We start from the raw sequence: 9,473 nt of genomic DNA on the forward strand, positions 1-9,473 counted from the left end.
CACTCCCAGTGGAAGCCCCCACCCCAGCACTGCTAGACCTCCGTCAGGTCCATCCATCACCTCCGGAGTCCCACGCATGCCCTCGCCCCTCTCCATCCGCCGCGTCGTCCTCTACAAACACGGCGTCGGCTACTTCGAGCGACGGGGCAAGGTGACGGACAGCGAGACCGCGCACCTGGACTTCAAGGCGCGCGACATGAACGACGTGCTCAAGTCCATGACCGTGCTGGACCTGTCCGGCGGCTCCGTCTCCGCCGTGAGCTACGACTCCACCAAGCCCCTGGAGCAGCTCCTCTCCGAAGCCACCATCCGCATCCCCGAACACGGCAGCCTCACCGCGCTGCTCGGTCAGGTGAAGGGCGCCCGCGTCCGCGCCCGCATCGGCGGCGGGCAGGTGGAGGGCGCCATCGTCGGCCTGGAGTCCCTCCCCGTCGTCCAGGGCGAGGCGAGCGTCATCCGCCCCTTCCTCACGCTGCTCGTCGGCTCCGCCCTGCGCACCTTCGACGTGCTGGAGATCAGCGAGCTGGAGTTCCTCGACGAGGCCGTGCGCAAGGACCTGGAGTTCTACCTGGCCACCGTCATGTCCTCGTACAAGAAGGACTCCAAGCGGCTGTCCATCCTCACCGCCGGAGAGGGCACGCGCGAGCTGTTCGTCAGCTACGTGCTGGAGTCCCCCGTGTGGAAGACCAGCTACCGCATCCTCCTGGATGAGGCGCAGCCGCCGCTGCTCCAGGGCTGGGCGCTCGTGGACAACACCGGCGACGAGGACTGGGTAGACGTGGAGCTGTCGCTCATCGCCGGCCTCCCCGTGTCCTTCGTCCACGACCTCTACAACCCCCGCTACCAGCGCCGCCCCATCGTGGAGGTGCGCTCGGAGGTGGGCGTCGCGCCCGTGATTCCCGAGGAGGCCCGGTCCGAGTCGTACGACGAATCGGAGGTCTCCGATGACGGCGCCTATGGCAGCAGCGGGGCTGCTCCCAGCGCCAGCTTCATGCCCATGGCCGCCCCCGCGCCGGCCCCCGTCATGCGCAGCAGGAGCATCGGGGGCGGAGGCCGGGGAGGGATGCGCGAGCAGTTGGAGCAGAGCACCGCCGTGAAGACCGTGACCAAGGAGGTGGGTGACCTCTTCGAGTACGGCGTGGACCGCCCCGTGACGGTGCACCGCAACCAGAGCGCGCTCGTCCCCATCCTGCACCGTCCGTTCGAGGGCCGCCGCGTGCTGCTCTACAACCGCGCCACGCGCGAGAAGAACCCGATGACGTGCATCGAGTTCAAGAACACCACCGGCCTCACGCTGGAGGGCGGCCCCGTCACCGTCACCGAGGATGAGACGTACGTGGGCGAGGCGATGCTCGACACCCTCAAGCCCGACGACGTGCGCTTCGTGCCCTACGCCGTGGAGTTGTCCTGCTCCGTGTCCGTGGACGACAACCAGGAGGACGGCCCGGTGTTCCGCGCCCAGTTGAACCGGGGCACCCTGGTGACCGAGTTCTTCCACCAGCGCCGCACGAAGTACCTCGTGCGCAACAAGGCGAAGCGCGCCCAGACGCTCTACGTGGAGCACCCGCGCACTGGCTGGGACCTGAAGGACACGGACGCCCCCGCGGAGACCACCGACGGCTTCTGGCGCTTCAAGCGCGAGCTGGCCCCGGGCGCCTCCGACACGCTCACCGTCACCGAGCGCACCAAGGGCCAGCGCCAGTACCACATCGGCAGCCTGGAGCTGGTCCAGGTGGCGTACTTCCTCGACGCACGCTTCATCGATGCGCGCGTCGCCCAGGTGCTGCGCGACGTGGTGGCCCTGCGCGAGAAGCTGGCCCAATTCACCCGGGACACCCAGCGTCTGTCCGAGGAGCGCACCCAGCTCTTCAACGACCAGGAGCGGATCCGCTCGAACATCGACTCGCTCCAGAGCGGTGCGTCTCAGCGCGAACTGGTGGAGCGCTTCGTCACCAAGCTCAACACGCAGGAGGACCGGCTGGAGGCCATTGGAGGCGAGCTGGAGCGCATCGAGAAGGAGCGCGTCCGCCTCCAGGAGGACGTCAACAAGCGCATCCAGTCGCTCAGCTACGAGGCGGACCTGTAGGCCTCCGCCTCCGTCGCATCCCGTCGCTCGGCTGCGAGGCGGAAGCCGTAGGGCCTCCGCCTCGCAAGGACGTCCCGGCTACGGCGTGGCCGCGTGGAACACCTCGCGGCCCGCCACCACCGTCAGGCGCACCTGCGCGGTGAGCAGGTCCGCCGCGGGGCCGTCCACCGGATCCACCGACAGCACCACGAAGTCCGCGTCCTGGCCCGGCTTCAACTGCCCCCGCTTCCCTTCCGCGAACGACGCATACGCCGCGCCCACCGTGAAGCCCTCCAGCGCCTCCTCGCCACTCAGGCGCTGGTCGGGCTGCCATCCACCGGGAGGCTGACCGCTGGCGTCCTGACGCGTGCGGGCCGCGTACAGCCCCGCGAGCACGTCCGGCCGCTCCACCGGGAAGTCACTGCCCAGCGCCAGGACCGCGCCCGCGGCCTTCAGCTTCTGCCACGCGTAGGCACCCTGGATGCGCTCCGGGCCCACGCGGACCTGGGCCCACGGCATGTCACTGGTGGCGTGCGTGGGCTGGACGCTCGCGACGAAGCCATTCGCGCCCAGCCGGGTGATGTCCTCCGGGCTCATGATCTGCGCGTGCTCCACGCGGTGGCGGCCCTCCTTGTTCCCGGTGGCCTCCATCTCCTTGAGGAGCGTGTCCAACACCAGCGTGTTGGCGCGGTCGCCAATCGCATGCGTGGCCACCTGGAAGCCGCGTCCCACGAAGGCGTGAACTCGCGCGGCGTACTCCTCCGGCGACAGCAGGAGCAGGCCCTGGTGGGCGGGCTCGTCGCTGTAGGGCGCGCTCAGCGCCGCGCCCCGGCTGCCCAGCGCGCCGTCCAGGGTGAGCTTCACCGCGCGCATCGTCAGGAGCTTGCCCTGGAAGGGGCCGTCCTTCAGGTACTGCTCGCGGTCCGCCGTCTGTCCATCCGCCATGGCGTAGATGCGCAGGGGCAGGCGGCCTTCCTTGTCCCACTGCTGGAGCAGCCGGAAGGTCTTCAGGTCCATGCCCGCGTCGTGCACGCCGGTGAGCCCCACCCGCGCGCAGTGCTCCAGCGCCGCGTTGAGCCGCGCCGCGCGCTGCTCCTCCGTGGGCGGGGGCAGCACCGCGTCCGCCAGCTCCATCGCGTTGTCCACCAGCACGCCAGTGGGCTCGCCATCCGGGCCGCGCAGGATGCGGCCTCCCTGCGGATCCTTCGTGTTCTTGTCGATGCGCGCTCGGCGCAGCGCCTCGCCGTTGAGCCACAGCGCATGGCCATCCACGCGCCCCAGCACCACGGGCGTCTGCGGGAAGGCCGCGTCCAGGTCCGCGCGCGTGGGGAAGGCCTTCTCCGGCCAGTCGTTCTGGTCCCAGCCCCCGCCCAGCAGCCACTCGCCCTGGTACGCGGAAGGCGGCGCGCTGGACAGACGCGAACGCACCTCATCTCGCGACGTGGTGCCTTCCAGCCGCACGCGCACGAGCGCCCCCGCGAGCCCCGCCAGATGGCCATGCGAGTCCGTGAGGCCCGGCACCACCGTGGCGTCTCCCAGCTCCACCACGCGCGCGGCGGGGCCCGCCGCCGCGAGCACCTCTTCCCGGCTGCCCACCGCGAGCACCTGTCCGTCGCGCACCGCCAGCGCCTGCGCCACGGGCCGCGACGCATCCAACGTGCGGATCCGCTTCGCCACGTACACCGTCGGCGCACCGGAGACGGCCTCCTGCGCGGGCGTCGCTTCCGGCACGCGACGGGAGCAGCCCGCCGCCGCGCCCACGAGCAGGAGCAGCGCTCCCAGGGTCCGACCGAAACGTCCTCGCATCATCCGAGCACCCGCCCTTGGCAATCCGCCCCGGGCACCGGGCCCGGGGCATCGCGCGCGGCACTCTGCCGTACGAGCGGTGCGGCGGCCAGTCGTCCGGACAGGGCCCCCGGAGGTACCGGGCCCACGGGACGCGTGCACCGGAGCGCCAGAGCGCGTATGCAGCGGCACGTGAACACTGTGGGCCCCCGTGGCATCCTCTTCGACCTCGACGGCACGCTGGTGGATTCGCTGCCGGACATCATCGGCAGCTTCCTCCACGGCTTCACGCACCTGGGCCTGCCGGTGCCTTCCATCGCGGAGGTGCGAGCCCTCATCGGCCAGCCGCTGGACGTGATGTACACGCAGTTCGCGCCCGAGCATGTCACCGGCCTCTGCGCGGCCTACCGCGAGCACTATCCGCTCAACTTCCTCAACCACTCGCGGCCCTTCCCCGGCGTGGAGCGGACCCTGCGGACGCTGCGCGAGCGCGGCTACCTGCTGGCGGTCGCCACCACCAAGCGCAGCGACATGGCGCGGCGCTTCGTGGAGGCGCTGGGGATGGAGGGGCTGCTGCACCACGTGCAGGGCACGGATGGCTTTCCGCACAAGCCCGCTCCGGACGTGCTCCACCGTGCGCTCGCGGCGCTGGGCACCGAAGGGCTGTGGATGGTGGGCGACACCACGCTGGACCTGCGCGCGGGCCGGGCCGCGGGGCTGCGCACCTACGCCGTCACGTGGGGCACCCACTCCCCGGAGGAGCTGGCCACCGCCACGCCGGACGAACTCCAGCCCGACCTGGAGCGACTGCTCTCCCACCTGCCGCCGCTGGCCTGAGCGCGCCCGGGCGTCAGTGCCGCGGCTGTGGCTGGAGCGCTTGCAGGTGCCGCACCTGCTGACGGCTGGACAGCGGGAACGCCGGAAGCGTGAGCTGATCCAACTCCCGGGGACCGATGAGCTGCACCACGTCCTTGCGGAAGATCAGGTCCAGCGTCCAGTTCATCGCCACGCGCACCTTCGTCTCCAGGCGCGGCAGCTTCGACAGGTAGATGGTGCGCCACAGGACCCACGCGAAGGTGCCGGAGAACTTCAGCCCCAGGATGCGCGCCACGCCCGCGCGCCGGCCAATCGCCGCGAGCTGCCCCAGCATCTTGTAGCGGAACGCCTTGCCCGGCCGTCCCTTCAGCGCCGAACACACGTTGCGCGCCACCGCCACGCCCTGGCGCAGCGCGTGCTGCGCGGTGGGCGGGCAGGGCCTGCCTCCGTTCGTGAGGTCCGGCACCGCCGCGCAATCCCCCAGCGCCCACACGCCCGGGAAGCCCGGCACCTCCATGCGCTCGTTCACCTTGAGGCGTCCGCGCTCCTTCTCGCAGGGCAGTGATTCCAGGAGGGACGGGGGCGTGACGCCCGCGGCCCACACCACCGTCTTGGTGGGCACCAGCGTGCCGTCCGGCAGCACCACGCCCGCTGCCGTCACGTCCTGCACGTGGATGCCGGTGCGCACCTCCACGCCGTGCTCGATGAGCTTCTTGCGCGTGTACGCGCCCAGGTCCTCGCCCAGCTCCGGCAGCACCTCCTTGCCGCCATGCACCAGCATCACGCGCACGTTGGCGTGCTGGATGTTGGGATAGAAGGGCAGGGCGCCGTGGACGAAGTCGTTGATGGCGCCCGCGGTCTCCACGCCCGCGAAGCCGCCGCCCACCACCACGAACGTGACGACGTGGTTCTTCCCGCCCACCGTCATGCAGTCCGCGTCCGCTTCCTCCAGCCGGTCGATGAGGCAGTTGCGCAGGAGCATCGCGTCGCCCAGCGTCTTCATCGTCAGCGCGTGGTCGCGCGGGCCCGGCTTGCCGAAGAAGTTCGTCTCCGAGCCCATGGCCAGCACCGCGTAGTCGTACGCCAGCGTGTGGCTGTGACCGTCCAGCCCGCCGTGCGCCACCGTGGCCGTCTTCGCGCGCAGGTCCAGGCCGGTGAGGTCGCCCTCCACGAACGACAGGTGCGGCAACAGCTTGCGCAGCGAGATGACGATGGCGCTCGCGTTCAGGTCGCTCGCCGCGACCTCGTGGAGCATGGGGGTGAAGAGGAAGAAGTTGTCGCGGCTGACAATGGTGACCTCCACGTCGTCCCGCCGCCCCAACTGGCGCTCCAGGTGCAGCGCCGCGTACACCCCCGCGAACCCGCCTCCCAGGACGAGCACCCGCTTGCGCCCGGTCTCGCTGGCCGCCGGCACGCAGAGCCCCTGCGACTGGTTGTCCGCCCCCATGCCCGCCTCCTCACGACGCGAAGAACATCACCCTCGAATGTCGGGTCGATGCACCGCGTCCGCACCCCCCACCACCGGGCGCCCGCCTCCCTGCCCGCCAGCGCTCAGGGGTGGTTGGGATGCATCCGGTGCCGCCACAGCGTGCGCTGCGAGGCGTAGCGCGGGTTCACGAACAACTTGATGAGCAGCATGCCCGCCACGAAGCCGCCGATGTGCGCCCACACCGCCACGCCGCCGGACACCTCCGGCCGCAACGTCATGAGCTGCGGCAGGCCGGTGATGAGCTGGAGCACGAACCACCAGATCAACACGCCCCAGGCCGGAATGGGGATGACGCGGATGAAGATGAAGAGGATGAACAGCATGTTCACGCGCACGCGCGGATAGAGCACCAGGTACGCGCCCAGCACGCCCGCGATGGCCCCCGACGCGCCCACCGTGGGCACCGGCGACGTGGGGTCCACCGCCACGTGCGCCGCCGCCGCCACCAGCCCGCACAGCAGGTAGAACACGAGGAAGCGAAAGCGCCCCATGCTGTCCTCGATGTTGTTGCCGAAGACCCAGAAGAACAGCACGTTGCCCAAGAGGTGCCCCCAGCTCCCGTGCAGGAACATGGAGGTGAGCGGCGTGAGGCGGTTGATGGCGTCCGCGTCCACCACGCAGGCGAACCCGTCGCCCAGCGGCACCGCCTGTCCCAGCGGAGACCGCCCGGTGAGCTCCCCCGGCACGAGGCCCAGGTCGCAGATGCTGCGGGCCATCGCCTCCACCTTGAAGCCCGCGCCCTGGAAGAACACCCAGACGAGCCCCAGGGTCCCCAGGAGCAGGTAGGTCATCACGGGGGTGCGCAGGGTCGGGTTGTCGTCGCTGATGGGAATCATGGCCGCCCGCCAGCATGGCCCACGGTCCTCCCGGTGGGCGGACTCCCGTGCGCGGATGTGCGACGCCGGACGCATGGTGCCAGCGCGTCCCGGCACGCCAAAAGATGGTTGCCGCCCGTGGGGCATTTCGCCCCGGACCGTCCGGCACTTGGCGGGGAGCCCCGCACCGGGGGATGTTCCGGAGTCGTCTTCATTCCATGGAGTCCGGAGCATGAACCCCTTGAAGTCGTCGTCCCGTTCCGCGGCGTTGCTCGTGGTGTCCGCCCTCGCCCTCGCGTTCACCGGTTGCGCCGCGCGCCGTCAGCAGGCGTACCTGGAGGACAAGGCCCTGGGGCACGTCTACCGCAAGCCGCTCGCGGAGGTGTGGCCGGAGGCGCTCGCCCTGGTGAAGGAGAAGGGCTTCTCCGTGATGAAGACCAAGGAGGGTTTCGAGGCGCAGACGGAATGGCTCCAGACGAGCGCCGCCTCCTCGCTGGGCACCGCCTTCGCGCGCTACCTGGTGCGCGGCTACGAGCGCGGCCCCGGCCAGAGCGCCATCGAGTTCCGGCGCCAGGATCGCTCCGAGTCCCGCGCCGCCGACAACACCGACGGCCGCCCGTCGGCGCCGACCGAGACCTCGACCGGCCCCAACAACTCCCAGATGCGGCGCGACACGGAGCTGGAGTGGGAGCTGCTCCAGAAGGTGGACCCGGACGCCGCCGCCGCCCTGAAGGCCGAGGCGAAGAAGATCGAGTAGTGCGCCGGGACGCCGCTCGCGCGACGGTGCGTCAGTCGCGCAGCGGCAGTTCCACGGTGAGCCCGTCGAAGGCCACTTCGACCGGCCCCTTGTACGCCTCGCGCGCCTGCGCGAGCAGCTTGCCGGGGTCGGTGTCGTGGCGGCTGGACAGGTGGGTGAGGATGAGCCGCTTCGCGCCCGCGGACTGCGCCACCTGCCCCGCCTCGCGCGCGGTCGAGTGGCGCGTCTCCTGCGCGCGCTCCTGCTCGTCGTCGGAGAAGGTGGACTCGTGCACCAGCAGGTCCGCGTCCTTCGACGCCTGCACCAGCGCGGGGCACGGCCGCGTGTCGCCGGAAATCACCAGCCGCCGTCCGGGCCGCGCCTCGCCCAGCACGTCCTCCGGCTTCACCACGCGCCCGTCCTCCAGCGTCACCGCTTCGCCCTTCTGAAGCTTCCCGAAGGCCGGCCCCTCCGGCACGCCCAGCGCGCGCGCCTTCTCCAGGTGGAACTTCCCCGGTCGGTCGTCCTCCGCCAGCACGTAGCCCAGCGCGTGGATGCGGTGGTCCACGCCCACCGCGTGCACCGCGTAGCCGCCCCGGCGCACCACGTCCCCGTCCTTCAGTTCGTGGATCTCCACCGGGAAGGCCGTGGACTCCAGCCCCAGGTGCACGGCCTGGTGCAAAAGCCGCCGCGCCGGCGCGGGCCCGTAGAGGTGCATGGGCGAGGTGCGACCCATCATCCCCAGGGTGCGCAGGAAGCCGATGATCCCCAGGTAGTGGTCGGCGTGGAAGTGCGTGAAGAACGCCACGTCCACGGTGAAGCCCGTGCCGAAGCGGACCATCTGCCGCTGGCTGCCTTCACCGCAGTCGAACAGGAGCAGGTCCGCGTCCGCCTTCACCGCGAGGCCGGAGAGCCCGCGATGCAGCGTGGGCTGCGCGGCGGAGGTGCCGAGGAACGTGAGCCTGAGAAGGGACATGCCAGCGCTTCTCACGAAGAGTGAGGCCTCCGCGCACGCGCCCCGTCACTCCGGCGCGCACCCGGGGGCATTTACCAGGGTGTGAAGGGTCGTGCTATGCAGCCGACCCCCGAAAGCCCCCCATGCCTGATTCCTTGACGGTCGGCCCCACGGCCGACCCCCGCCGCGTGCGTGCCCAGGACGGCCGCCTCCTCCCCGTGCCCGAGGGCTGGGCCCTGCTTCCCCCCGGCGACGCCGGCCTCACCCGCCGCGTGAAGGCCGCCGGTCCCACCTGGACCGTGGTGGAGAAGGTGGGCCGCAAGCTCTTCTCCCGGGGCGTCTGGGCGCCGGAGGCCCACATCGTCCACGCCCGCGCGGTGCTCGACGCGGAGCGCGCCACCCCCGAATACGCGAAGAAGCTGGCCCAGGGCCGCGACCGCCGCGCGCGCGAGCAGGAGGTCTACGAGGTCGACTTCGCCAACGCCGTGCTGCGCTTCCTCGCCTTCAGCCCCGCGTGGCTCCCCCACGCCAAGCGCATGGCCGTCCTCGTCGCCGGGCACGCCACCCCCGTGGGCAGCGGCACCGTGGCCCGCACGGAGCGCATCCCCATCGAGCGCCGCGCCGAGGCCGCCGTCATCGCCTGGATGCGCCACCAGACGACGAGCTACGACGACATGCGCATCCAGCGCGTGAAGGGCGCCCGCCGCGAGGTGCGCCGCGAACTGGCGGACGTCTCCCGCGCCATCCTGGACCTGCACCGCCGGGACACCCCCCACGCCCCGCCGGCATGTCCGCTCTGCTCCGCCCTCCTC

At 71.2% G+C, this 9,473-nt stretch carries 8 protein-coding genes; 4 read left to right on the plus strand and 4 right to left on the minus strand.

Annotated features, from left to right (window positions below; genetic code table 11):
• Positions 1 to 76 precede the first annotated feature (76 nt).
• The gene (locus D7V88_RS34575) at positions 77 to 2,086 is read left to right on the plus strand and encodes a hypothetical protein (protein WP_120544874.1); all 2,010 of its coding nucleotides are present in this window, start codon (positions 77 to 79) and stop codon (positions 2,084 to 2,086) included.
• A 78-nt stretch (positions 2,087 to 2,164) separates the two neighbouring features.
• Here D7V88_RS34575 and D7V88_RS34580 read toward each other — a convergent pair whose 3' ends face one another.
• Positions 2,165 to 3,874, minus strand: a complete 1,710-nt coding sequence (locus tag D7V88_RS34580) for an amidohydrolase (protein WP_120544875.1) — start codon at positions 3,872 to 3,874, stop codon at positions 2,165 to 2,167.
• 156 nt (positions 3,875 to 4,030) lie between these two features.
• Between D7V88_RS34580 and D7V88_RS34585 the strand changes: the two genes are divergently transcribed.
• The gene (locus D7V88_RS34585) at positions 4,031 to 4,687 is read left to right on the plus strand and encodes an HAD family hydrolase (protein ID WP_120544876.1); all 657 of its coding nucleotides are present in this window, start codon (positions 4,031 to 4,033) and stop codon (positions 4,685 to 4,687) included.
• A 13-nt stretch (positions 4,688 to 4,700) separates the two neighbouring features.
• Here the strand turns inward: D7V88_RS34585 and D7V88_RS34590 are convergent, their stop codons facing one another.
• Both D7V88_RS34590 and D7V88_RS34595 read right to left on the minus strand, forming a co-directional pair.
• The gene (locus tag D7V88_RS34590) at positions 4,701 to 6,113 is read right to left on the minus strand and encodes an NAD(P)/FAD-dependent oxidoreductase (RefSeq protein ID WP_120544877.1); all 1,413 of its coding nucleotides are present in this window, start codon (positions 6,111 to 6,113) and stop codon (positions 4,701 to 4,703) included.
• A 104-nt stretch (positions 6,114 to 6,217) separates the two neighbouring features.
• The gene (locus tag D7V88_RS34595) at positions 6,218 to 6,991 is read right to left on the minus strand and encodes a rhomboid family intramembrane serine protease (protein WP_120544878.1); all 774 of its coding nucleotides are present in this window, start codon (positions 6,989 to 6,991) and stop codon (positions 6,218 to 6,220) included.
• Between the two features lie 211 nt (positions 6,992 to 7,202).
• Here D7V88_RS34595 and D7V88_RS34600 point away from each other — a divergent pair, with 211 nt between their 5' ends.
• Positions 7,203 to 7,727, plus strand: a complete 525-nt coding sequence (locus D7V88_RS34600) for a hypothetical protein (RefSeq protein WP_120544879.1) — start codon at positions 7,203 to 7,205, stop codon at positions 7,725 to 7,727.
• A 31-nt stretch (positions 7,728 to 7,758) separates the two neighbouring features.
• Here D7V88_RS34600 and rnz read toward each other — a convergent pair whose 3' ends face one another.
• On the minus strand, positions 7,759 to 8,682 hold the full coding sequence (gene rnz, locus D7V88_RS34605) for a ribonuclease Z (protein WP_120544880.1): 924 nt from the start codon (positions 8,680 to 8,682) through the stop codon (positions 7,759 to 7,761).
• Between the two features lie 122 nt (positions 8,683 to 8,804).
• Here rnz and D7V88_RS34610 point away from each other — a divergent pair.
• Positions 8,805 to 9,473, plus strand: a 669-nt coding sequence (locus D7V88_RS34610; RefSeq protein ID WP_120544881.1) for a DUF2293 domain-containing protein, incomplete at its 3' end; no start/stop codon positions are given.

This window comes from Corallococcus terminator (assembly GCF_003611635.1).
Lineage (GTDB): Bacteria > Myxococcota > Myxococcia > Myxococcales > Myxococcaceae > Corallococcus > Corallococcus terminator.

Coding starts and splice junctions, on each gene's coding strand:
- D7V88_RS34580 (WP_120544875.1), bottom strand. CDS start 3,874: ATGATGCGAGGACGTTTCGGTCGGACCCTGGGAGCGCTGCTCCTGCTC.
- D7V88_RS34585 (WP_120544876.1), top strand. CDS start 4,031: ATGCAGCGGCACGTGAACACTGTGGGCCCCCGTGGCATCCTCTTCGAC.
- D7V88_RS34590 (WP_120544877.1), bottom strand. CDS start 6,113: ATGGGGGCGGACAACCAGTCGCAGGGGCTCTGCGTGCCGGCGGCCAGC.
- D7V88_RS34575 (WP_120544874.1), top strand. CDS start 77: ATGCCCTCGCCCCTCTCCATCCGCCGCGTCGTCCTCTACAAACACGGC.
- rnz (WP_120544880.1), bottom strand. CDS start 8,682: ATGTCCCTTCTCAGGCTCACGTTCCTCGGCACCTCCGCCGCGCAGCCC.
- D7V88_RS34595 (WP_120544878.1), bottom strand. CDS start 6,991: ATGATTCCCATCAGCGACGACAACCCGACCCTGCGCACCCCCGTGATG.
- D7V88_RS34600 (WP_120544879.1), top strand. CDS start 7,203: ATGAACCCCTTGAAGTCGTCGTCCCGTTCCGCGGCGTTGCTCGTGGTG.